Origin of the sequence: Micromonospora palomenae, assembly GCF_007829925.1 — a bacterium.
Classification (GTDB): Bacteria; Actinomycetota; Actinomycetes; order Mycobacteriales; family Micromonosporaceae; genus Micromonospora; species Micromonospora purpureochromogenes.
In genome coordinates this window covers 280933-303181 of the sequence record NZ_VIXA01000003.1, presented here as the reverse complement: position 1 = coordinate 303181, position 22249 = coordinate 280933, and the positions used below count along the sequence as shown (strand labels likewise).

23 protein-coding genes are annotated in these 22249 nt (G+C 71.5%); 9 read left to right on the top strand and 14 right to left on the bottom strand.

Features of this window, described 5'->3' with window-relative positions; translation table 11 throughout:
* Window positions 1-64: 64 nt before the first annotated feature.
* Window positions 65-646, bottom strand: a complete 582-nt coding sequence (locus tag FHX75_RS22330; protein ID WP_154942295.1) for a hypothetical protein — start codon at window positions 644-646, stop codon at window positions 65-67.
* Between the two features lie 553 nt (window positions 647-1199).
* Entirely contained in the window at window positions 1200-1964 is a 765-nt protein-coding gene (locus FHX75_RS22325) for an SDR family oxidoreductase (RefSeq protein WP_154942294.1), read from the bottom strand.
* 99 nt (window positions 1965-2063) lie between these two features.
* Here FHX75_RS22325 and FHX75_RS22320 point away from each other — a divergent pair, with 99 nt between their 5' ends.
* The 4 genes from FHX75_RS22320 (at window position 2064) to FHX75_RS22305 (ending at window position 4870) form a co-directional block, all read left to right on the top strand.
* Window positions 2064-2918 carry a helix-turn-helix transcriptional regulator gene (locus tag FHX75_RS22320; RefSeq protein ID WP_154942293.1) on the top strand — a complete coding sequence of 285 codons (855 nt, stop codon included), beginning with the start codon at window positions 2064-2066 and terminating at the stop codon, window positions 2916-2918.
* A 158-nt stretch (window positions 2919-3076) separates the two neighbouring features.
* On the top strand, window positions 3077-3997 hold the full coding sequence (locus FHX75_RS22315; RefSeq protein WP_246158470.1) for a polysaccharide deacetylase family protein: 921 nt from the start codon (window positions 3077-3079) through the stop codon (window positions 3995-3997).
* A gap of 47 nt (window positions 3998-4044) precedes the next feature.
* The gene (locus FHX75_RS22310) at window positions 4045-4494 is read left to right on the top strand and encodes an Rv0361 family membrane protein (protein ID WP_154942292.1); all 450 of its coding nucleotides are present in this window, start codon (window positions 4045-4047) and stop codon (window positions 4492-4494) included.
* A gap of 73 nt (window positions 4495-4567) precedes the next feature.
* Window positions 4568-4870: a DUF1540 domain-containing protein gene (locus tag FHX75_RS22305; protein WP_154942291.1), complete on the top strand. Its 303-nt coding sequence runs from the start codon at window positions 4568-4570 to the stop codon at window positions 4868-4870.
* A 40-nt stretch (window positions 4871-4910) separates the two neighbouring features.
* Here the strand turns inward: FHX75_RS22305 and FHX75_RS22300 are convergent, their stop codons facing one another.
* A complete protein-coding gene (locus tag FHX75_RS22300) occupies window positions 4911-6920 on the bottom strand; it encodes a protein meaA (protein WP_154942290.1) in 2010 nt (669 codons plus the stop codon).
* Window positions 6921-7071: 151 nt separating this feature from the next.
* Between FHX75_RS22300 and FHX75_RS22295 the strand changes: the two genes are divergently transcribed.
* Both FHX75_RS22295 and FHX75_RS22290 read left to right on the top strand, forming a co-directional pair.
* Entirely contained in the window at window positions 7072-7920 is an 849-nt protein-coding gene (locus FHX75_RS22295; protein ID WP_154942289.1) for an ABC transporter ATP-binding protein, read from the top strand.
* Window positions 7917-8762, top strand: coding sequence for an ABC transporter permease (locus FHX75_RS22290; protein WP_154942288.1), 846 nt, complete (start codon window positions 7917-7919; stop codon window positions 8760-8762). The genes FHX75_RS22295 and FHX75_RS22290 overlap by 4 nt, the downstream gene beginning before the upstream one ends.
* Window positions 8763-8796: 34 nt before the next feature.
* Here the strand turns inward: FHX75_RS22290 and FHX75_RS22285 are convergent, their stop codons facing one another.
* Window positions 8797-9690 carry a helix-turn-helix domain-containing protein gene (locus tag FHX75_RS22285; protein ID WP_246158464.1) on the bottom strand — a complete coding sequence of 298 codons (894 nt, stop codon included), beginning with the start codon at window positions 9688-9690 and terminating at the stop codon, window positions 8797-8799.
* Between the two features lie 118 nt (window positions 9691-9808).
* On the opposite strand from FHX75_RS22285, the gene FHX75_RS22280 reads away from it, so the two are divergent.
* A complete protein-coding gene (locus tag FHX75_RS22280; protein WP_154942286.1) occupies window positions 9809-11005 on the top strand; it encodes an MFS transporter in 1197 nt (398 codons plus the stop codon).
* Window positions 11006-11095: 90 nt separating this feature from the next.
* Here FHX75_RS22280 and FHX75_RS22275 read toward each other — a convergent pair whose 3' ends face one another.
* Together FHX75_RS22275 and murA are read right to left on the bottom strand one after the other, a co-directional pair.
* A complete protein-coding gene (locus tag FHX75_RS22275) occupies window positions 11096-11944 on the bottom strand; it encodes a 3-hydroxyacyl-CoA dehydrogenase family protein (protein ID WP_154942285.1) in 849 nt (282 codons plus the stop codon).
* 93 nt (window positions 11945-12037) lie between these two features.
* Window positions 12038-13480 (bottom strand): UDP-N-acetylglucosamine 1-carboxyvinyltransferase, encoded by a 1443-nt coding sequence (murA, locus tag FHX75_RS22270; RefSeq protein ID WP_154942284.1) that lies wholly within the window; start codon window positions 13478-13480, stop codon window positions 12038-12040.
* Here murA and FHX75_RS22265 point away from each other — a divergent pair.
* Window positions 13479-14051, top strand: a complete 573-nt coding sequence (locus tag FHX75_RS22265; RefSeq protein ID WP_088960578.1) for a cob(I)yrinic acid a,c-diamide adenosyltransferase — start codon at window positions 13479-13481, stop codon at window positions 14049-14051. The two genes, murA and FHX75_RS22265, sit on opposite strands and share 2 nt — an antisense overlap.
* Complete coding sequence (locus FHX75_RS22260) at window positions 14048-14464, top strand: VOC family protein (RefSeq protein WP_154942283.1); 417 nt, start codon at window positions 14048-14050, stop codon at window positions 14462-14464. The genes FHX75_RS22265 and FHX75_RS22260 overlap by 4 nt, the downstream gene beginning before the upstream one ends.
* 51 nt (window positions 14465-14515) lie before the next feature.
* Here FHX75_RS22260 and FHX75_RS22255 read toward each other — a convergent pair whose 3' ends face one another.
* The 8 genes from FHX75_RS22255 to FHX75_RS22220 form a co-directional block, all read right to left on the bottom strand.
* Window positions 14516-14971, bottom strand: a complete 456-nt coding sequence (locus FHX75_RS22255) for a DUF2550 domain-containing protein (protein WP_154942282.1) — start codon at window positions 14969-14971, stop codon at window positions 14516-14518.
* Window positions 14972-14983: 12 nt separating this feature from the next.
* Complete coding sequence (locus FHX75_RS22250; RefSeq protein ID WP_154942281.1) at window positions 14984-15262, bottom strand: F0F1 ATP synthase subunit epsilon; 279 nt, start codon at window positions 15260-15262, stop codon at window positions 14984-14986.
* Window positions 15263-15409: 147 nt separating this feature from the next.
* Window positions 15410-16558: an LCP family protein gene (locus tag FHX75_RS22245; RefSeq protein WP_154942280.1), complete on the bottom strand. Its 1149-nt coding sequence runs from the start codon at window positions 16556-16558 to the stop codon at window positions 15410-15412.
* Between the two features lie 212 nt (window positions 16559-16770).
* Window positions 16771-18210, bottom strand: a complete 1440-nt coding sequence (gene atpD, locus FHX75_RS22240) for a F0F1 ATP synthase subunit beta (RefSeq protein WP_154942279.1) — start codon at window positions 18208-18210, stop codon at window positions 16771-16773.
* Entirely contained in the window at window positions 18210-19139 is a 930-nt protein-coding gene (locus FHX75_RS22235) for a F0F1 ATP synthase subunit gamma (protein ID WP_154942278.1), read from the bottom strand. The genes atpD and FHX75_RS22235 overlap by 1 nt, the downstream gene beginning before the upstream one ends.
* 3 nt (window positions 19140-19142) lie before the next feature.
* The gene (gene atpA, locus FHX75_RS22230; protein ID WP_154942277.1) at window positions 19143-20795 is read right to left on the bottom strand and encodes a F0F1 ATP synthase subunit alpha; all 1653 of its coding nucleotides are present in this window, start codon (window positions 20793-20795) and stop codon (window positions 19143-19145) included.
* 86 nt (window positions 20796-20881) lie between these two features.
* A complete protein-coding gene (locus FHX75_RS22225) occupies window positions 20882-21703 on the bottom strand; it encodes a F0F1 ATP synthase subunit delta (protein ID WP_154942276.1) in 822 nt (273 codons plus the stop codon).
* Window positions 21703-22245, bottom strand: coding sequence for a F0F1 ATP synthase subunit B (locus FHX75_RS22220; RefSeq protein ID WP_088960569.1), 543 nt, complete (start codon window positions 22243-22245; stop codon window positions 21703-21705). Before FHX75_RS22220 ends, FHX75_RS22225 begins: the two co-directional genes overlap by 1 nt.
* Window positions 22246-22249: the final 4 nt, after the last annotated feature.

The window sequence follows — 22249 nt, the reverse complement described above, 5'->3', positions numbered from 1 at the left end:
GTGGATATGCCGCTGGCCGGCACCCCGCTCGGGGGTGCCGGCCAGCGTGAGTGTTCAGATGCGGTCAGCTGTTCCAGTGCTTGGCGACCAGGTCGGCGGCCTGCTTCTCCCACTGGGCGTAGTGGTCCGGGTAGGCCGAGACCTGCACGGTCTGCGCGGCCTTGGTCAGCGGCATGTCCTTCCAACCGTCGACCTGCTTCAGACCCTTCAGGAACGCCATCGTGGAGTACTCCGGGTCGGTGATCTGCTCAACCGTGCCCCAACCGCTGGACGGGCGCTGCTGGAACAGGCCCTGCGAGTCGTGGTCGTTACGGGCACCCAGGTGACCCAGGTTCTCCAGCTTCGACTCCTGCAGGCTGGTCGCGATCGCGACCACGGCGGCCCGCTCGTCCATGCCCGACTTCTTCGTCGCCGCGATGATCGCCTTCACGTTTTTCGTCTGCTCGCTGTCCAGGTCGATGTGCGACTGCTTGCCCTGCACGCCGTGCGGGATCAGCTTGCTCTTGTCGGCCTGCACCACGGCAACGGCCTTGGCGTCCACCGCCGGAGCGGCGTGAGCCTCGGTGACCGGGCCGGCGAAGACGCCACCGGCGAAGGCCAGACCAGCGATACCCAGAACGCTCTTACGCAGAATGGTGGTGTTCATGGGGGAAGCTCCTTCAGGGGGTTGACGCCGCCGGTCGACCGGGGGATCGACATGACAGGCGGCGTAAGCACCACTAGCAGGCGCTCACACACAAGGGGGGAAGTCTTCTGTCCGGCAGGCTTCACGAGCGGGGGCTCGGCGCCGGGTCCATGTGCAACGACCCGCGGCCCACCATCATTCCGGGGCCCCGCATCCCGGGCCGGCCACGCGTTCGGGCCAGGCCAGCGGGTGCTGCTGCGGTCGTCCAGGTGATGTAACGACCCCGGCCCGGCCACCATTCCGCCGCCAGGGTGCCGCCGGTCACGGGACGACCGCCACCGGCCTGCCCAGACCCGGACATCGGGGCACGCCAGCGGACCAGGTAACCGGACATCCGGCACGCGGATGCCGCACCGGAGCCGGACATCCGGACCCGGTGATCCGGGCGGGAACCGGACATCCAGGCACACCGAGCCGGGCCGGAAGGGTCCCGGCCCGCAGGCCCCGCTTGGACCGGCAGGTACCGAAGTCGCGGCGAGCAGGCCAGGACCGGGAGAGGAACGCCCCGGCGACGCTACTTCCCGTGCGGGTCGGCCGCGTTCAGCGTCTCGACCACCTGGTCGTAGTCGCCGCGCGCCTCGCCGTACCGGAGGAACTTGACCCGCTCGACCTGGATCTCCTTCGCCTCGGGCTGCGCCTCCAGCAGCCCGACCACCTCCGCCACGAACTCGTCCAGCGGCACCGCGAACTCGCTGTTCTCCTGCCCGGGCAGCAGCGAGGTCCGCACGGCCGGCGGTTCGAGCTCCACGACCTTCACGGTCGTGTCGGCGAGCTGCAGCCGGATCGACTCGCTGAGCATGTGGATCGCGGCCTTGGACGCGTTGTAGCTCGGGGTGACCTTGAGCGGCGCGAACGCGAGGCCCGACGAGACCGTCATGATCGTGGCATCCGGCTGCGCCCGCAGGTGCTCGATGAACGCGGCGATGAGCCGGATCGGGCCGAGCACGTTGGTGTTCACCACGGCCTCGGCGGAGCCGAGGAACGTCTCGGGCTGGTGCCAGTCCTCGACGCGCATGATGCCGGCCATGGTGACGAGGACGTTGAGGTCCGGGTGCCTCGCCAGCACCTCCCGCGCGGCCGAAGCGATGCTCGCCGGGTCCGCCGTGTCGATCGTGACCGTGTCGATGCCCGGGTGCTCGGCGGCGATCTCCTTCAGCAGATCGGTGCGGCGGCCGCCGACGATGACGGTGTTCCCCCTGGCCTGCAGTTCGAGGGCGAGGGCGAGGCCGATCCCGCTGGTGGAGCCGGGAATGAAGACGGTGTTTCCGGAGATGTTCATGCACCCACCTTCGCCGGTCCGCCGAGGTGGATGAAGAGAGCGCTCATCGGGGGATCGGCAATCCCTGGTTCGTCCCGGTGGCAGGCGGATACTCGGATCATGGACCGTGCAGCCCTGGCCGACTTCCTCCGCCGCCGCCGGGAGGCGCTGCAGCCCGGGGACGTCGGGCTGGCAGCCGGCGCGCGGCGGCGCGCGCCGGGCCTGCGGCGCGAGGAGGTGGCCGCCCTGGCCGCCATGTCGACCGACTACTACACCCGGCTGGAGCAGCAGCGCGGCCCGCAGCCGAGCCCGCAGATGCTCGCCGCGCTGGCCCGGGCGCTGCGGCTGACGACCGGTGAGCGCGACTACCTGTTCCGGGTGGCGGGACAGAACGCCCCGGCGGGGGTGACGACGGCGACGCACGTCGCCCCGGCGCTGCTGCGCGTGCTGGACCGGCTCGACGACACCCCGGCGCTCATCCTGTCCAACCTCGGCGAGACCCTCGTGCAGAACCGGATGGCCGAAGCCCTCTTCGGGGACCGGTCGGGCCACACGGGCCTCGCCCGCAGCGAGATCTACCGGTGGTTCACCGACCCGGCCGAGCGGCTGCGCTACCCGGAGGACGACCGCCCCCGGCAGAGCCGCGCCCAGGTCGCCAACCTGCGCGCCGCGTACGGGTCGATGGGCCCGCGGTCCCGCGCCGGTGAGCTGGTGCGGGCGCTGCAGAAGGCGAGCCCGGAGTTCGCCGAGCTGTGGGAGCGGCACGAGGTCGCGCAGCGCTTCGCCGACCACAAGACGCTCATCCACCCCGAACTCGGCGCGATCGAGCTGGACTGCCAGGTCCTGTTCACCGAGGACCGGTCCCAGGCGCTGCTCGTGCTCACCGCGCCACCGCGCAGCGAGGGCGACGAGAAGCTGCGGCTGCTCGCCGTGCTGGGGCACGAGCGCTTCCCCGCCGACACCACACCTGGTTAGCCCCGCCGTGCGACCACCTGGGGCACGTCGCACACCGCGCGGCCGGTGGCCGGGCCGAAGCGCGGGTGCGGGCGACAGATCCCCGACGGACCGGCCGCCAGGCGGAAGGGGCCGTTCGGGGGCCACCACGACACCGCACCCACTGCCATGATCACCCGGTGCTCGCGAAGAACTCCCGCGTCCTGCTCACCGCCGCCACCCTCGCGCTGGCCGCCGTCGTCGCGCTCCTCGTCGGTCCCACGCCCCACCCGGCCCCGGTACGGGCCGTCGTGCTGAAGGCGCCGGCCGGCAACGGACCCGCCACGGTGGGCGGGACCGCCGTACCGCCGACCCCCGGGCAGAGTGGGCTCCCCGTGCAGAGCGGGCAGCCCGGCAACGATGGGCTGCCCGGAGCGACGCCACCGGGCACGCTGCCGCCGGTGGTCGACCACGGTCCGCGTACCGGCAACAAGGTGGCGCTCACCTTCGACGCCGACATGACCGACACCATGCGCCGGCAGTTGCGCGGGCCGCACCCGCCCTCGTACGCGAACCTGGCCATCGTCGAGCTGCTGGAGCGGGAGCGGGTGCCGGCCACCTTCTTCCTCACCGGCAAGTGGGTCGAGGACTACCCGGAGCTGACCCGCCGGCTGGCCGCCAACCCGCGCTTCGAGCTGGCCAACCACACCTACGGGCACGCGGCGTTCACCCCGCGCTGCTACCACCTGACGCCGCTGCCCCGGCGGGAGATGACCCGGGACGTGGCGCGGACCTTCGAGGTGATCGGCCGGTACGGCGGCCGGCAGACCCGCTACTTCCGCTTCCCCGGCCTCTGCCACGACCGGACGGCGCTGGCCGAGCTGGCACCGCTCGGACTGACCGTGGTGGACGGTGACGTGGTCAGCGGCGACCCGTTCGCCACCGCCTGGCAGCCGATCGTCCGGGCGGTGCTGAGCCAGGTCCGGCCCGGTTCGGTGATCATCCTGCACGTCACCGAGGCGAACGCGGCGATGACCGACGAGGCGCTGCCCCGCATCCTGGCCGGGCTGGCCGAGCGAGGTCTGGAACCGGCCCCGCTCTCCGAGGTGCTCGGCCGGTGAGCCGGAGCGCGGGCGGCGGGTTTGCACGACCCGCCTAGCCTGCGGCCATGACGTACCAGCCGATCCCGGTGCCCCCGCGCGACAATCGCCGTACCCTGCGGATCGTCCTGATCGTGGTGGGCGCGGTGCTGGCACTCTGCTGCCTCGGCGGCGCGGTCGGCGGCTTCTTCGTCTACGGCGCGGCGAAGGAGGCGGTCGGGCCGGTCCGGGAGGCCACCACGAGCTACCTGGACGCCATCCGGAGCGGCGACCACCAGCGGGCGTACGGCCTGCTCTGCCGTGAGGAGCGGGAGCGGACGTCGCTGGCCGAGTTCCGCCGGCGGTGGGAGGCCGAGCCGCGCCTGGTCGACTACGACGTCGCCGGGTTGACGGTCAACAACACCAACGGCCGGGTCCGGGGCACCGCCACCGTGCGGCTGACGACGGAGACCGGCGGCGCGAGCACCCAGGTGTTGACGCTGGTCAAGGAGGACGGGGCCTGGCGCCTGTGCGGGTGACGGTCCCGCCGAACTCCGCGCCGAAGTCGGGCAAATGCCTACCATCGGTACAGGAGTCGAGAGGGAGGCCGTCATGACCGCATCGATCGAGATGCCCCGGGTGCAGGAGTGCACCGTCGCGTCCTGCGCCTACAACCGCACCAACGACTGCCACGCCTTCGCCATCACCGTCGGCAGCAGCGACCACGCCCACTGCCACACCTTCGTCGAGATGCCGGTGCGAGGCGGAATCGAGCAGCTCATCGCCCAGGTGGGCGCGTGCAGCCGGTCGGACTGCCGGCACAACTCGGAGCTGGAGTGCCACGCCCCGGCGATCACCGTCGCCCCGGACCAGGACATGGCCGACTGCGTGACGTACCAGCCGCAGACCGTGTGAGCCCGCGCGACCGGGCGGTCGCGCGGGCGGTGGGCCGTGGTCAGGCGGTGAGGCCGTTGGCCTGGCGGATCACGCCGACCAGTTCGTCGATGATCCCGGTCAGGGCGAAGTCCTTCGGGGTGAAGACCCGGGCGACCCCGGCGGCGCGCAGCGCCTCGGCGTCCCCGGCGGGGATGATGCCGCCGACGACCACCGGCAGGTCAGCGCGCCCGGCCGCGCGCAGCCCGTCCAGCACCGCCGGCACGGCCGCCAGGTGCGAGCCGGAGAGCACCGAGAGGCCGACCAGGTCCACGTCCTCCTCGACGGCGGCGGCGACGATCTGCCCGGCGGTCAGCCGGATGCCCTGGTAGACCACCTCGAAGCCGGCGTCCCGGGCGCGTACCGCGATCTGCTCGGCGCCGTTGGAGTGCCCGTCCAGGCCGGGCTTGCCGACCAGCAGCCGCAGCCGGCCGCTGCCCAGCTCGCTGGCGGTGGCGGCGACCCGCTCCCGGACCGCGACGAGGGTGGCGTCCCCGCCGACCCCGGCCGCGCCGGTCAGCCCGGTCGGCGCCCGGTACTCCCCGAAGACCTGGCGCAGCGCGCCGGCCCACTCGCCGGTGGTCACCCCGGCCCGCACGCACTCCAGCGTCGCCGGCATCAGGTTCGTCGTGGTCGCGGCGTCCGCCCGGAGCCGGGCCAGTGCCGCGTCGACCGCCGCGTCGTCCCGGCCGGCCCGCCATTCGCGTACGGAGGCGGTGGCGGCCGCCTCGACCGCCGGGTCGACCTGCTCGACGGCTTCGGCGCCGGCCGCGGTCAGCGGCGACGCCTCGGTCTCGGTGAACCGGTTGACGCCCACCACCACGTCGGCGCCGGACTCGATCCGGCGGCGCCGGTCGGCCAGCGAGGCGACCAGCGCGCTCTTGAGGTAGCCGGTCTCCACGGCGGCCACCACGCCGCCCATCTCCAGCACCTTCTCCAGCTCGACGCGCGCACCGGTGACGATCTCGTCGACCAGCGCGGTCATCACGTGCGAGCCCTCGAAGAGGTCCGGGTACTCCAGCAGGTCCGACTCGTACGCGAGCACCTGCTGCATCCGCAACGACCACTGCTGGTCCCACGGCCGAGGCAGGCCGAGCGCCTCGTTCCAGGCGGGCAGCTGCACCGCACGGGCCCGGGCGTCCCGGGAGAAGGTGACGCCGAGCATCTCCAGCACGATGCGCTGGATGTTGTTCTCCGGCTGCGCCTCGGTCAGGCCGAGCGAGTTGACCTGCACGCCGTAGCGGAAGCGGCGCTGCTTGGGGTTCTCGACGCCGTAGCGCTCGCGGGTGATCTCGTCCCAGAGCGCGCCGAAGGCGCGCATCTTGGCGATCTCCTCGACGAAGCGCACCCCGGCGTTGACGAAGAACGAGATCCGCTGGACCACGTCGCCCATCCGCTCGGCGGGCACCTGGCCGGAGTCGCGGACCGCGTCCAGCACGGCGACGGCGGTGGCCAGCGCGAAGCCGACCTCCTGCACCGGCGTCGCGCCGGCCTCCTGGAGGTGGTACGAGCAGATGTTCGTCGGGTTCCAGCGCGGCATCTCGCGCAGCGTGTACGCGATGACGTCGGCGGTCAGCCGCAGCGACGCCGCCGGCGGGAAGATGTACGTCCCGCGGGACAGGTACTCCTTGATGATGTCGTTCTGCGTCGTCCCCGCGCAGCGCGACAGCTCGGCGCCCTGCTCCGCGCCGACCGTGCCGTAGAGGGCGAGCAGCCACATCGCCGGCGCGTTGATGGTCATCGAGGTGTTCATCTCGGCGAGCGGGATGCCGTCGAAGAGCGCCCGCATGTCGCCCAGGTGGGCCACCGGCACCCCGACCCGGCCAACCTCACCGGCGGCCAGTTCGTGGTCCGGGTCGTACCCGGTCTGGGTCGGCAGGTCGAAGGCGACCGACAGACCGGTCTGACCCTTGGCCAGGTTGCGCCGGAAGAGCGCGTTGGTGGCCGCGGCGGAGGAGTGCCCGGCGTACGTGCGCATCACCCAGGGGCGGTCGCGCTCCGGCAGCCGGCCCGGGAGTGCCTTCTCGTCCATGGCCGGAGTTTAAGTTACCGTTCAGTAAAACGGGCTGTGGAAAACCACACAGGTCCATGGAGCGGACCACCGGGCACGGCCGACGCGACATGGCCGACACCACCACACCCCGGCCGGCCGGGACGGCGTCCCAGGTCGCACACTGGACGTCATGGATGACGAGCTCGCGATCTCCGTACGGGGACTGCGCAAGGCGTACGGCGACACCGTCGCGGTGGCGGGGGTCGACCTCGACGTCCGGCGCGGCGAGGTGTTCGCCCTGCTCGGCCCGAACGGCGCGGGCAAGACCACCACCGTGGAGATCCTCGAGGGCTACCGGCAGCGCGACGCCGGCGAGGTCTCGGTGCTGGGCAGCGATCCGGCCCGTCCGGAGGCGCACTGGCGGTCCCGGGTCGGCATCGTGCTCCAGGGCACCGGCGAGTTCGACGAGCTGACCGTGGCCGAGGTGGTCCGGCACTTCTCCGGCTTCTACCCGGACGCCGACGACCCGGACAAGGTCGTCGAGCGGGTCGGCCTGGCCGGCAAGGCCAAGGCTCGCACGCACACCCTCTCCGGCGGGCAGAAGCGCCGGCTCGACGTGGCGCTGGGCATCATCGGCCGCCCCGAGCTGCTCTTCCTCGACGAGCCGACCACCGGCTTCGACCCGGAGGCCCGGCGGGAGTTCTGGGAGCTGATCCGGGACCTGGCGGCGGCCGGCACCACCATCGTGCTGACCACCCACTACCTGGACGAGGCCGAGTCGCTCGCCGACCGGGTCGGGGTGATCGCCGGCGGCCGGCTGGTCGAGGTGGCCCCGCCGAACCGGCTGGGCAACCGGCAGGAGGCCCTGGCGACCGTCTCCTGGCGTACCCCGGACGGGACGCCGCAGACCGCGCAGAGCGCGACGCCGACGGCGCTGGTGGCGGAGCTGGCCGCGCGCTTCGGCGGCGAGGTCCCCGGCCTGACCGTGACCCGGCCGACCCTGGAAGACGTCTACCTGCGGATGATCGGACAGTCATGACGACCACGACGAAGCCGGCGGCCCCGGTCGCCGCCACCGGTGGCCGGCGGATGGGGCCCGGTGCCCTCGCGCTGCGGCAGGGCCGGCTGGAGATCACCCAGTTCCTGCGCAGCCGGGAGTCCGTCGTCTTCACGATGGGCTTCCCGATCATCATGATCCTGATCTTCGCGGCGATCTTCGACGGCACCATCGGCGGCGGGGTGAAGTACACCCAGTACTTCATCACCGGCATGATCGCGACCGGGCTGATGACCGTGAGCTTCCAGAACCTGGGCATCTGGATCCCCATCGAGCGCGACCGGGGGGTGCTCAAGCGCTACCGGGGCACGCCGATGCCGAAGTGGGTCTGGTTCGCCGGCAAGGTGATCATGGTGGTGGCGATCGGCGTCGCGGAGACCGCGCTGCTGCTGGCCGTCGCCGTGACGCTGTTCGACCTCGACCTGCCCGGCACCGCCGCGAAGTGGTTCACCTTCGGCTGGGTCTCCGTGCTCGGGGTGACCGCCTGCACCCTGTGCGGCATCGCCATCTCCTCGCTGGCCCGCACCGCGCGCAGCGGCTCCGCCGTGGTCACCCCGGTCGCCCTGGTGCTCCAGTTCATCTCCGGGGTGTTCTTCGTCTTCACCGAGCTGCCCACCTGGATGCAGCAGGTCGCCGCGCTCTTCCCGCTCAAGTGGATGTGCCAGGGGCTGCGGGCGGTCTTCCTGCCGGAGACCTTCGGCGCCCAGGAGCCGGGCGGCTCCTTCGAACTGGGCCGGGTCGCCCTGGTGCTCGCCGCGTGGTGCCTGATCGGCCTGGTGCTCTGCCTGACCACCTTCCGCTGGACCACCAAGCGCGACGGCTGAACCGGCGCAGCGGGCCCGGCACCGCCGGGCCCGCTCACCCGCCGGCGGCGAGCGCCGTGCCGAGCGGCGTACGCCAGTAGAGCACCTCGCGCCCGGACCGCCGCTTGCTGACGGCGCCCGCGTCCAGCAGCACCCGCAGGTGGTCGCTCACCGTCCCGAGGGACAGCCCGGTCACCACGACGAGCTGGGTGGTGCTCAGCGGCGTGTCCAGCCTCGCGAGGATGTTGGCCCGGTTCGCGCCGATCAGCCGGACGAGCCCGTCGGGTGCCGGTGAGGTGGGATCGACCAGGATCCCGCGCGCCGGATACACCATCCCGAACCGGGTCGGCTTGTCCCACACGACCCAGCCCCGACGGCAGTGCGCCGGGAGGAAGAACAACTCCTCGGCCTCGTCCAGCGACAGCGGCGGCTCCAGGTAGTCGTTGATCTGGAGACGGCCGCCGCCCAGCCAGCGCATGTCGCGATTGAGGTCGGCGAAGACCCCGGCCCAGCCGCCCGCGCTCAGAGCGGCGGTGCGGGCGACGATGTCCGCCCGTAACCGGCGTTCCCGCTCCGGCCACTCCGGCTCGACGGTCTGCGTCCAGACCCAGTCGAGGAGTTCCACCACCTGACCGGCGAGACCGTCCGCCAGCAGCTCGGCGGCGAGCGGCTCTGGACGGGTGGCCCGCAGGTCGGCTCGGATCTGCTCGTCGGACAACCGCGCGACGGCCGTCAGCTCCGCCGCGAACGTCGGTTCCGGCGAGGAGGGCGCGATGGTGAAGAAGTCCGCGGTCCACCGGGGATTGAACGACGCGGGCAGCAGCGCCCGCGCCACGGGCCTGGCGGCCAGCATCCGTCGGAAGGCCTCGGTGTGCGGCTCCCGCCAGGCACGCTGCCAGGGGGTACGCGGGTTGTACAGCGTGCGCAGCGCGGCCGTCGTGTCGACCATCGGCGAGACCGTGAAGCGGCTGCGCGCGAGGAGATCCGACGGCACCTGCCAGACGCCCACGTTTCGCCTCCAGACGTAACTCTACGAGATCCACCCGGCGCCCCGCACGATCGTGCCCGTGAGAACGTACGCAGACCTGTTCGCCTCCCGTGAGTTCCGCAACCTGTTCCTGGCCAACTGCGCGGGGATCGCGGCGCACACCACGTCGGCGCTGGCGCTGGGCGCATTGACCTACGCGTCGACCGGCTCGGCGCTGCTCACCGCGCTGAGCATGTTCGGCGCACCGCTGGCCGGCGTCCTCGGCAGCCTGACGTTGCTGTCGGCCGCGGACAGCCTGCCGCCCCGCCGGGCGCTGACCCTCGCCGCGGTGCTGGTCACCGCCGGAGCGGCGGTGCAGGCCGTGCCCGGGCTGCCACTGTGGGCCCGCTTCACGATCATCTTCGTCAGCGCGTACGTCGGCTCGATCACCGGTGGGGCCCGGTGGGCGCTGCTCACCGACATCCTGCCGGCCAACGCCTACGTACTGGCCCGGGCCACCATGAACACGAGCGTCGGGGTGATGCAGATCGCCGGGTTCGGGCTGGCCGGCGCCCTGCTCGTCTGGCTGAGCCCGTACCAGGTGTTCCTGCTCGCCGCGGTGCTCCGGGCGGTCGCCGCCGCGGTGGGCTGGTTCGGGCTCTCCGAACGCCCGGTCCGGGTCACCGAGCGGACGACCATCGCGCGCACCGTCCGGGTGAACAGGGAGCTCTGGGCGGACCCGGGCCGCCGGTCGCTCTTCCTGAACCTGTGGGTACCCGGCGGTCTGATCGTCGGGTGCGAGGCGCTCTTCGTCCCGTACGCCGGTGACCGCGCCGGCTTCCTGTTCGCCGCTGCCGCCCTCGGCATGCTGACCGGGGACGTGGTGGTGGGGCGGTTCCTGACCGGGGCCCGCCGGGAGCGGTGGATTCCCGCACTGCGGTTGCTGCTCGCAGTCCCCTATCTGGTCTTCCTGGTGTCGCCGCCGCTACCCCTGGCCATGGTCGTCGCACTGGTCGCCTCGGTCGGCTTCGCCGCCGGGCTGCCGTTGCAGGAGCGGCTGATCGCCCACTCGCCACCCGAGGCCCGCGGCCAGGTACTCGGCCTGCACCACAACGGCATGCTGGCCGGGCAGGCGGTGTGCGCCGCGCTCGCCGGCACCGTCGCGGACCTGGTCCCGGCGTACTTCGCCGTCGCGCTGCTGGCCGGGGCGTCGCTGGCCGCCACCGTCGCGCTCACCTCGGGGTTACGACGGACCGCACCCGAAGCCGGCCCGGCGGTACCGGCGCCACTGGCGTGAGCACGCCGGCGGTGCAGGACGCAGGCGCCGGCGGCGCTCGAACCGCCCTGGGCGGTTCGAGCGCCGCCGGCGCCCGGCGCCGATGTCGGCTCAGTACGTGTAGAAGCCCTTGCCGGTCTTGCGGCCCAGGTCGCCGGCGGTGACCATACGCTGGAGCAGCTCCGGCGGGAAGAACTTCTCGTCGGCGGTGTCGGTGTAGATGTTCTTCGAGGCGTGCAGCAGGACGTCCACGCCGGTCAGGTCGGTGGTGGCCAGCGGACCCATGGCGTGGCCGAAACCGAGCTTGCAGGCGGTGTCCAGGTCCTCGGCCGACACCACGCCGGACTCGACCAGCTTGACCGCCTCGACGACCAGCGCCGCGATCAGGCGGGTGGTGACGAAACCGGCGATGTCCCGGTTGACCACCACGACCGTCTTGCCGATCCCCTCGGCGAACGCCTTCACCGTCGCCAGCGTCTCGTCGCTGGTCTTGTAGCCCCGGACCAGCTCGCAGAGCTTCATCATCGGCACCGGCGAGAAGAAGTGGGTGCCGACGACCGCCTCCGGCCGCTCGGTCACCGCCGCGATCTGGGTGACCGGGATGGCCGAGGTGTTGGTGGCCAGCACCGCGTCGGCCTTGCAGATCTTGTCCAGCGCGCGGAACACCTCGTGCTTGATCTCCAGCCGCTCGAAGACCGCCTCGACCACGATGTCCGCGTCGGCGACCGCCTCCAGGTCGGTGGTGGGGGTGATCCGGCCCAGCGTCGCCTCGACCTCGGACGCGTCGATCCGGCCCTTCTCGGCGAACTTCTCCAGCGACTTCCGGATGCCGTCGACGCCCCGCTTGGTGGCCGCGTCGTCCAGGTCGCGCAGCGTCACCTGCCAGCCCGCCTGCGCCGCCACCTGGGCGATGCCCGAACCCATCAGCCCGGCACCGACGACCGCGAGTCGACCCGCCATCTGCTTCTCCCTCGCTGCGAATGAGTGTCTGTCTGCACCCTAGTCGGCGAGCCTGAACGACGGCTAAGGCCCCGGCCGCGGCGGCGGGGCCGGTCAGATGGTGAGGTCCGGGGCCTCCGGCGCGGTCCCCCGCTCCACCCGCACACCGAGCGCCCGCAGGTCGGCCACGAAGTCCGGATAGCCCCGGTCGACGTGGTACACGTGGGAGACCTCGGTGACCCCCTCGGCGCAGAGCCCCGCGATGATCAGACCCGCGCCGGCCCGGATGTCGGTGGCGCGTACCGGGGCGCCGGAGAGGCGGTCGCGGCCGCGTACCACCGCGTGGTGGCCGTCGGTCTTGATGTCCGCTCCCAGCCGCATCATCTCGTTGGCGAACATGAACCGGCCGTCGAAGATGTTCTCGGTGATCAGGGAGGCGCCGTCGCTCACCGCGGCCAGGCCGATCGCCATCGGCAGCAGGTCGGTGGCGAAGCCCGGGTACGGCAGGGTGACCACGTCGACCGCGGCGGGCCGGTCGTCGGCGCGTACCCGGAAGGCGTCGCCGCGGGTTTCCACCAGCGCGCCGGCCGAGACCAGCTTGTCCAGCGCGACCTCCAGGTAGGCCGGGTCCACGCCGGTGACGGTGACGTCCCCCCGGGTCATCGCGGCACCGAACGCCCAGGTGCCGGCGACGATCCGGTCCCCCACCGTGGCGTGCCGCACCGGGTGCAGCTCGGGCACCCCGACGATCCGCAGGGTGGAGGTGCCCGCGCCGGAGATCCGCGCGCCCATCTGGTTGGCCATCGTGCAGATGTCGACGATCTCCGGCTCCCGGGCCGCGTTGTCGATCACCGTCACGCCGCGGGCCAGCACCGCCGCCATCACCAGGTTCTCGGTCGCCCCCACGCTGGGAAAGTCCAGCACGATCTCCGCGCCGTGCAGGCCGTCGGGAGCCGACGCGATGACGAAGCCGTGCTCACCGGAGATGTCCGCGCCCATCCGGGTCAGCCCGGAGATGTGCATGTCCAGCCCCCGGGAGCCGATCGCGTCCCCGCCCGGGTGGGCCACCCGGACGTGCCCGCGCCGGGCCAGCAGCGGGCCCAGCACGCAGATCGACGCGCGCAGCCGGCGGACGAGGTCGTAGTCGGCCTCCACGCCGGGCCGCTCCGGGACGTCGATGACGACCGAGCGGGACCGGGCGGCCCCACCCCGGGCGACCATCGGGTCCACCGGATCGTCCGCCTCGAACCGCACGCCGCAGCCGAGCCGGCGCAGCACCTCCCCCATGATCGCGATGTCGGTGATCCGGGGGACGTTGGTGATCACGCTGCGCCCCGGGGCGAGCAGCGCGGCCGCCATCAGCTTGAGCGCGGAGTTCTTGGCGCCGACCACGTGCACCGTGCCGGCCAGCCGGGCGTCGCCGCCGACCCGGATGACGTCGACGTCGTTGACCGCCTGGTCGACGGCGTCACCGGCCCCCGCTCCGCCCGGCCAGCCGCAGGCAGGGTCCGGCCGTGCCGGGATCGTCAGGTCCGGTATCCGTAGGCTGTGCGTCATGGCCGTCCACCTCACGCGCATCTACACCAAGGCCGGCGACGCCGGCATGACCAGGCTGAGCAACAACGAGCAGGTGCCGAAGACCGACCCGCGGATCGCCGCGTACGCGGACGTCGACGAGTGCAACGCCGCGATCGGCGTGGCGCTCGCCCTGGGGCAGCTCGACGAGGAGCTCCGGGCGGTGCTGGGGTCGATCCAGAACGACATGTTCGACGTCGGCGCCGATCTGGCCACCCCGGTCGAGCCGGATCCGGCGTACCCGCCGCTGCGGGTCACCGAGGAGTACGTGGAGCGCCTCGAGGGCTGGTGCGACGAATACAACGCACGCCTGAGCAAGCTCGACTCCTTCATCCTCCCCGGCGGCACCGCTGGCGCGGCGCTGCTGCACGTGGCACGGACGGTCGCCCGGCGCGCCGAACGGGCCGCCTGGGCACTGGTCGCGCACGACCCGGATCGCACCAGCTCCCTTCCGGCAAAGTATCTCAACCGCCTCTCCGACCTGCTGTTCATCCTGTCAAGAACGGCAAATCCGAACGGAGATGTGCTATGGGTGCCGGGCGGTAAGCGCTGAGCGTCGGCGCGCTGCACCACGTCGAGGTCTGGGTGCCCGACCTCGACGCCGCCCGGGTCAGCTGGGGCTGGTTGCTGGGCGAGCTGGGCTGGACGCCGTACCAGGACTGGCCCGCCGGCCGGTCCTGGCGGCTCGGCCCGACGTACCTGGTGCTGGAGGAGTCCCCCGCGCTGTCGGGGCGGGCGCACGACCGGCTCGCCCCCGGGCTCAACCACCTCGCGTTCCACGCCGGTCCGCCCGCCGCGGTGGACCGGCTGGTCGCGGCCGCGCCCGCGCACGGCTGGGCGCTGCTCTTCCCGGACCGCCACCCGCACGCCGGCGGCCCGGACACCTACGCCGCCTACCTCACCGACAACCACGGCTACGAGGTGGAACTGGTCGCCTCCACCGAACCCGGTAACGGCGCAAGGTGAGAAGCGTCTGACGGAGCCGGATACGTGAGGTGTTTCCGGGGAGCCGGAAGATCAGGCCGCGGGCCAGTCCTGGGAGGCCACACGCGGCGAGGCCGCCCCGGGCGGGGCGGCCTCCAACCAGCTGAGGAATCCGGTGACGGTGGACCGCGCCATGGCGATCTCGACCGGAGCGTGGTGGCTGGTACACCGGAGGATCACCCAGTCGGCGGGCATCGAGAGACGCTCCTGCCCCTCGGGCAGGCGCCGTCGCTCCACCACCAGCTCCTTGCGGGAGAGCACCCGCTTGGGTCGCAGGGCGAAGCTGAACATCCGGTACCACCGGAGCTCGTCGCCGACGAAGCGGCCGAAGCCGGGCGACCAGCCCCGGCCGTCGAGCACCGTGGTGACCCGGACGCCGAGCCGGATGATGCCTCCGCTACGGGTGACCAGGGCCCGCCGGATGAAGAGGATCAGGATCGCGGCGACGACCACCGCAAAGCCGATTCCGATCCCTTCCACGATCTCCATCGGCGGGTCGGCTCAGCGCGCGGGGGTGGCCGGGGAGGCGCTCTCGGCGAGGACGGTGACGCCCTCACCGGTCACCGACAGGAAGCCGCCGGCGATGTCGTACGCGACCTGCTGGCCGCCGACCTGCTTGATGCGGACCTGGCTGGGCTCCGCGAGCTGGCCGAGCAGGGGCGCGTGCCCGGGCAGCACACCCAGCTCACCCTCGGTCGTCCGGGCGACGACCATCTCGGCCTCGCCCGACCAGACCTTCTCCTCGACGGCTACGAGCTCGACGTGAAGCTGCTGTGCCACGCTGTCTCCTTGCTGCGGCGGCGGATTGTCGAAAGTCTAGTCCCGCCGCCGGGAGCGCCCCAACGCGGGTGGCGAGACCTGCGCCACCCGGTGTCGTGACACGCGGAGCCGGGCCGGCGGGAGGCCGGCCCGGCGGTGGCGCGGAGGTCACTTGTTCCGGTTGCGGAACTCCGGGTGTTCGAGCAGGAACGCGTCGAGCTGCTCGTTCTTCAGCGCGGTGAAGAAGTCGTCCGCGGCCGGCAGCAGCCGCTCGCCCCGGTACGCGCTGCCGGTGCCGATCCCCTCCCCCGGCAGCTTGATCAGCTCGACGTTCTCCGGGCGCACACCCTTGAGGGCGACGGCGAAGTCCACCACGCTGTTGCCCCGGCCGTTGAAGGTCAGCGACTGGCCCGCGGCCCGGATCACCCGGTCCAGCTTGATCGGGTTGGTCACCACGTCGGCGCTGAACGCCTGCTTGACCATCGCCTTGATGAACTGCTGCTGGTGGCGCTGGCGGCCGTAGTCACCGTCCGGGACGCCGTTCTTGGGGTAGCGCTGCCGCACGTAGTCCAGCGCCTGCCAGCCGCTCAGGTGCTGGTTGCCCTTCTTGTACTCCGCCTGCGGCCCGATGTAACCGGGGCCGCTCGGGTTGCCCTTGCGGTGCGTGCCGTCGGGCTCGCGGTGCTCAGACCGCACGTCCCGCTCGATGTACATGTCGACGCCGCCCATCGCGTCGACGATCTTCTGGAAGCCGGTGAAGTTGATGATCGCGCCGGCGTCGAACCGCTCGATGCCGGTCACGTTCTGCACGGTCTTGGCGAGCAGCTCGAAGCCCTGCGGGGCGCTCGGGTTCTGCCCCTGCACGACGCTGCCGTGCGACATGGCCCCGTTGAGCTTCCCGGCGCCGCCGGAGTAGCCGGCCTTGTCGAACTGCGGGATGTCTACGTACAGGTCGCGGGGCAGGGAGAACAGGTACGCCCGGTCCATCGTCTCCGGCACGTGCAGCACCATGATCGAGTCGGCCAGCGGCCGGTCCTCCGGCTTACGCGGGTCGGTGCCGACCAGCAGGATGTTGAGCGGGCCCTTGACGTCGCTCTTGCGCTCCTGCGCCCCGGCCGCCTGGTCGCCGAAGAGGTCGGCCTTGCCGACGGCGCCCTCGTACCGGGCCAGCAGCGCCTCGTAGCCGACCAGCACCACGCCGCTGAGCAGCATGAGCACGGCGCCGAAAATGGTGCACGTCCTGGCCCACCGCGGCACGCCCGACCACATGGACGGCTTGCCGCCGCCCTTGCCGGCCTTACCCACGAGCTTCTCCATTCGTCGTCACGCCCACAACTCAAGGGACGGGCGGACGCAGCCGAAAAGTTGCACCGGATCGACGCCGATTGGCGGGCGTCGCGCTCGAAACGGTACCCCGCTCTCGTGGGAATCGCTCTCCCGACAATCGGACATCCGGTCCGACCAGGCCCGCAACGGCCGAAGGCCACCCCGGCGAACCGGGGTGGCCTTCGTCAGTTGTGGCGGAGTTCTCAGCCCTCCGACATCAGTTCCTTCGCCTTGCGCTCCAGGTCCTCGAGACCGCCGCACATGAAGAAGGCCTGCTCGGGGAAGTGGTCGTACTCGCCCTCGCTGATCTTCTTGAACGCCTCGATGGTCTCGCTGATCGGGACCGTCGAGCCCGGCACGCCGGTGAACTGCTCGGCGGCGTAGGTGTTCTGCGACAGGAAGCGCTCGATCCGCCGGGCCCGGGCCACGGTGATCTTGTCTTCCTCGGAGAGCTCCTCGATGCCGAGGATGGCGATGATGTCCTGCAGGTCCTTGTAGCGCTGCAGGATCCGCTTCACCTCGGTGGCGACCTGGAAGTGCTCCTGGCCGACGAACTCCGGGGCGAGGATCCGGGACGAGGACGCCAGCGGGTCCACGGCCGGGTAGATGCCCTTGTCGGAGATCGACCGCTCCAGGTTGGTGGTCGCGTCCAGGTGGGCGAACGTGGTGGCCGGCGCCGGGTCGGTGTAGTCGTCGGCGGGCACGTAGATCGCCTGCATCGAGGTGATGGCCTGACCCCGGACGGAGGTGATCCGCTCCTGGAGCTCGCCCATCTCGTCGGCCAGGGTCGGCTGGTAACCCACGGCGCTCGGCATGCGGCCGAGCAGCGTGGAGACCTCGGAACCGGCCTGGGTGAAGCGGAAAATGTTGTCGATGAAGAGCAGCACCTCCTGCTTCTTCACGTCACGGAAGTACTCCGCCATGGTCAGCGCGGACAGCGCCACCCGCAGCCGGGTGCCCGGCGGCTCGTCCATCTGGCCGTAGACCAGCGCGGTCTTGTCGATGACGCCGGACTCGGTCATCTCGGCGATGAGGTCGTTGCCCTCGCGGGTGCGCTCACCCACGCCGGCGAAGACCGAGGTACCACCGAAGTTACGGGCGACACGGGTGATCATCTCCTGGATGAGCACCGTCTTGCCCACGCCGGCACCGCCGAACAGGCCGATCTTGCCGCCCTTGACGTACGGGGCGAGCAGGTCGATGACCTTGATGCCGGTCTCCAGCATCTCGGTCTTCGGCTCCAGGTCGGCGAAGGCCGGGGCCTTGCGGTGGATGCCCCACCGGTCGTCCGCCTGGAGGGTCTCGCCCTCGGTCAGGTTGAGGCACTCGCCGATGGCGTTGAAGACGTGGCCCTTGACCGCGTCACCCACCGGCACCGTGATCGGCGAGCCGCTGTCGCGGACCTCCGCGCCACGGACCAGGCCGTCGGTCGGCTGCATCGAGATCGCGCGGACCATGTTGTCGCCCAGGTGCTGGGCGACCTCAAGGGTCAGCGTCTTCTCGCCGCCGGAGAGCGTCACATCGACGTTCAGGGCGTTGAACAGGGCCGGCATGGCGTCGCGCGGGAACTCGGCGTCGACGACCGGGCCGATGACCCGGACCACGCGACCCGTGGCCGTCTTGGTCTCTACTGGGGCAGTCATCACACTTCACTTCCCGACGCGGCCAGCGCGTTGGCGCCGCCGACGATCTCGCTGATCTCCTGGGTGATCCCGGCCTGGCGGGCCGAGTTCATCTCGCGCGTGTACTTCTCGATCATCTCTTCGGCGTTGTCCGTGGCGCTCTTCATCGCCCGCCGCCGGGACGCCGACTCGCTCGCCGCCGACTCGATCAACGCCGCGTAGATCCGCGTGTTGATGTACTTCGGCAGCAGCGCGTCGAGCAGCGCCTCGGCCTCCGGCTCGAACTCGTACGCCGGCAGCAGCCCCTCGGACTTCGGACGATCCTCGACCTGCATCGGGCCGATGATCTTCGCGACCGGCGTCTGGGTCATCAGGGAGTGGAACTCGGTGTAGACGATGTGCAACTCGTCGATCCCGAGCACCCCGTCCGCCCCGGCCTGACCGTCCGCGTCGTCCGCGCCGGCCGAGAACGCCTTGATCAGCGTCTCGCCCACCTCGCGGGCGTCGGCGAAGGAGGGCTGCTCCGAGAAGCCGGTCCAGTTCGCCGCCATGTCCCGGTCGCGGAACCGGTAGAACCCGACGCCCTTGCGGCCGATGACGTAGAGCACCGGCTCCTTGCCGTCGGCCTTGAGCCGGGCGATCAGCGACTCCGCCGTCCTGATCGCGTTGGAGCTGTAACCACCGGCCAGGCCGCGGTCGCTGGTGACCAGCAGCACGCCCGCCCGCCGCACCTGCTCACGCGGGGTGAGCAGCGGGTGGTCGATCCGCGCGTTGGACGCCAGCGCCGTGAGCACGCCGGTGATGGCCCGGGCGTACGGCAGGGACGCCTCCACCCGGGCCTGGGCCTTGGCGATCCGGCTCGTCGCCACGAGCTCCATCGCCTTGGTGATCTTCTTCATCGACTTCGCCGAGCGGATCCGTTGACGAAGAACGCGAACCTGGGCCGCCATGGATCAGCTCTCGGCCGGGCGGTCGGTCGAGCCGTCGCGGAAGCGGGTCACCGTCTCGCGGTTCTCCTCGCCCTCGAGCGGCGCGGCCGGGGCCTCGTTGATCCGACGCTCGTCCTCCTTGCCCAGGAAGACCTGCTTGAACTCGGTGATGGCCGAGTCCAGCGAGCCGACGATGTCGTCGCCCCACTTGTTGTCCGCGATCGCCGCCAGGACACCCTCGTGCTTGTGCCGCAGGTACTGGAGGAACTCGGACTCGAAGCGACGCACCTCGCCGACCGGGATGTCGTCCAGCTTGCCCTCGGTGCCGGCCCAGACCGTGACGACCTGCTCCTGCACCGGGTACGGCGAGTAGTTCGGCTGCTTGAGCAGCTCGACCAGGCGGGAACCGCGCTCCAGCTGGGCCCGAGAGGCCCGGTCCAGGTCGGAGGCGAAGGCGGCGAACGCCTCCAGCTCGCGGTACTGGGCCAGGTTGAGCCGGAGCGAACCGGCGACCTTCTTCATCGGCTTGACCTGCGCGGCGCCACCGACCCGGGAGACCGAGGTACCGACGTTGATGGCCGGCCGGACGCCCTGGTTGAACAGGTCCGTCTCGAGGAAGATCTGGCCGTCGGTGATCGAGATGACGTTGGTCGGGATGAAGGCCGAGATGTCGTTGGCCTTCGTCTCGATGATCGGCAGACCGGTCATCGAGCCGCCACCCAGCTCGTCGGAGAGCTTCGCGCAGCGCTCCAGCAGGCGGGAGTGCAGGTAGAAGACGTCACCCGGGTACGCCTCGCGGCCCGGCGGGCGACGCAGCAGCAGCGACACGGCGCGGTACGCCTCGGCCTGCTTGCTCAGGTCGTCGAAGACGATCAGGACGTGCTTGCCGCCGTACATCCAGTGCTGCCCGATGGACGAGCCGGTGTAGGGGGCGAGGTACTTGAAGCCGGCCGGGTCGGAGGCCGGGGAGGCGACGATGGTGGTGTACTCCATCGCGCCCGCCTCCTCCAGGATGCCCTTGATCGAGGCGATCGTGGAGGCCTTCTGGCCGATGGCGACGTAGATGCAGCGGACCTGCTTCTTCGGGTCGCCGGAGCGCCAGTTGTCGCGCTGGTTGAGGATGGTGTCCAGGGCGACCGTGGTCTTGCCGGTCTTCCGGTCACCGATGATCAGCTGACGCTGGCCCCGACCGACCGGGGTCATGGCGTCGATCGCCTTGATACCGGTCTGCAGCGGCTCGTCGACGGACTGCCGGGACATCACGTTCGGGGCCTGGAGCTCCAGCTCGCGGAAGCCCTCGTTGGCGATGTCGCCGAGCCCGTCGATCGGCTGGCCGAGCGCGTCGACCACACGGCCGAGGAAGGCGTCGCCGACCGGCACGGAGAGCACCCGGCCGGTGCGCTTGACGCGCTGCCCCTCCTCCAGCTTGGCGGAGTCACCGAGAACGACGACACCGATCTCCCGGACGTCGAGGTTCAGCGCCACGCCGAGCGTGCCGTCCTCGAACTCCAGGAGCTCGTTGGTCATGGTCGAGGGCAGGCCCTCGACGTGGGCGATGCCGTCGCCGGTGTCGGCGACGGTGCCGACCTCCTCGCGGGAGACGTCGGACGTGTAGGAGGAGACGTAGCGCTCCAGGGCGCCGCGGATCTCCTCCGTCGAGATGGTCAGCTCGGCCATCCTCTGCTTCCTTAAGTATCAGGGTCCCGGGATACCTAGTACCGACCGGTCCGAATGGCGTCGATCAGGGGCTGCGGAGACGCTGGTCAGCGCTTCGCGAGCGCGTTGCGGGTCTCGTTGAGGCGGCGCAGGACGGTGCCGTCGTACAGGTCGGAGCCGACCTGAACGCTCACCCCACCGAGCACCTCCGGGTCGACCGTCTGCTTGACGGAAACCTCTCGACCGTACATCGCGGAGAGGCGGGCACCCAGGCGTCGCTCCTCCTCGTCAGTCAACGGGGCTGCCACGGTGACGTAGGCCACCTGGCGGTCCCGCCGTTCGGCGGCGAGCTCGACCAGCCGGGTGAGCGATCCGGTGAAGGAACGCCCCCCGAAGCCGGCCAGCGCCACCTCGATGAGGCGGACGGTGGCCAGCTTGGCCTTGCCGGCCAGCAGCTCGCCGACCAGGACGCCCCGCTGGTCCACCGGGGCGACCGGGTTCGACAGCACCGCGCTGAGCCCGGGCTGGCCGGCGACGACCTGCCCGAAACGGAACAGCTCGTCCTCGACCTCGCCCAGGTCACCCGCGGCCTCGACGCTGGCCAGCACGGCCTCCACGCCGAGCCGCTCGGCGCCGTCGAGCAGTTGCGACGGCGCCGACCAACGGCCGGAGACCAGCGAGGCGAGCAGGTCGAGCGCGCCCTCGCTGATCTTGCCCCGCAGCATCTCGCCGAGCAGACCGGCACGGTCCGCGGCGGACCGGGCGGGGTCCGAGAGCGCCCGTCGCAGCCGCGGCTCCCGCCGGAGCAGGCCGGCGACGGCGAGCAGGTCGTTCGCGGTGTGAGCCACCGCGGCCGGGTCGGCACTGCGCGCGTACGCGTCGAGGTGCTCCGCCGCGACCTTGTACGACTCCCGGCTGGCGGCCTGCATCAGCGGGCCCCCGCGCTCTCGAGACCGCTCAGGAACCGGTCGACGGTGCCCTTGCGACGAGCCTCGTCGGCGAGCGACTCACCGACGATCTTGCTGGCCAGGTCGACCGCGATCGTGCCGACCTCCGTGCGCAGCTCGCGCACGATGGTGGCCCGCTCGGCGGCGAGCTGCTCCTTGCCCGCCGCGATGATCCGGTCGGACTCCTCCCGCGCCTTGGCGAGGATGTCCTGGCGGATGCCCTCGGCGTCGGCCCGGGCGTCGTCCCGGATCTTGGCGGCGTCGGTGCGCGCCTCGGCGAGCTGCGCGCGGTACTGCTCGAGGAGCTGGTTGGCCTCGGCCTGAGCGGCCTCGGCGCGCTTGATGCCACCCTCGATCGCGTCGACCCGCGCCTGGAACGTCTGCTCCATGCGGGGGAAGACGAACTTCATCAGCACGAAGCAGAGCACGGCAAAGGCGACCGTCCCGACCACGAGCTCCTGCCACAGCGGGACGATCGGGTTGTGCGCCGTTTCACCACCTTCGGCGGCGAGCAGGTGGTACATGGTT